At 49.3% G+C, this 284-nt stretch carries 1 tRNA gene and 1 other RNA gene; both read right to left on the bottom strand.

Annotated features, from left to right (window positions below):
- Position 1 precedes the first annotated feature (1 nt).
- Positions 2-77 (bottom strand) — tRNA-Lys (locus FQZ95_RS20165).
- A 33-nt stretch (positions 78-110) separates the two neighbouring features.
- A non-coding RNA gene (locus tag FQZ95_RS20160) (RtT sRNA) lies at positions 111-278 on the bottom strand.
- Positions 279-284: the final 6 nt, after the last annotated feature.

Genomic DNA, 284 nt, shown 5'->3' with positions numbered 1-284 from the left:
TTGGTGGGTCGTGCAGGATTCGAACCTGCGACCAATTGATTAAAAGTCAACTGCTCTACCAACTGAGCTAACGACCCTTTGCGGGATTATGCTGCTTTAATCATTCAGGATGGTGGGTCGTGCAGGATGACTCGACTTCGTCTCGCCCTTCGGGCCGTTGCTGACGCAACGTTATCCTTCACATTCTCTACCAGTAACCACCTTTAAATTGGTGGGTCGTGCAGGATTCGAACCTGCGACCAATTGATTAAAAGTCAACTGCTCTACCAACTGAGCTAACGACC

The organism is Escherichia sp. HH41S, from assembly GCF_009820115.1.
In the GTDB taxonomy this organism is placed as follows: domain Bacteria; phylum Pseudomonadota; class Gammaproteobacteria; order Enterobacterales; family Enterobacteriaceae; genus Escherichia; species Escherichia coli_F.
This window is presented reverse-complemented; position numbering and strand designations above follow the sequence as displayed.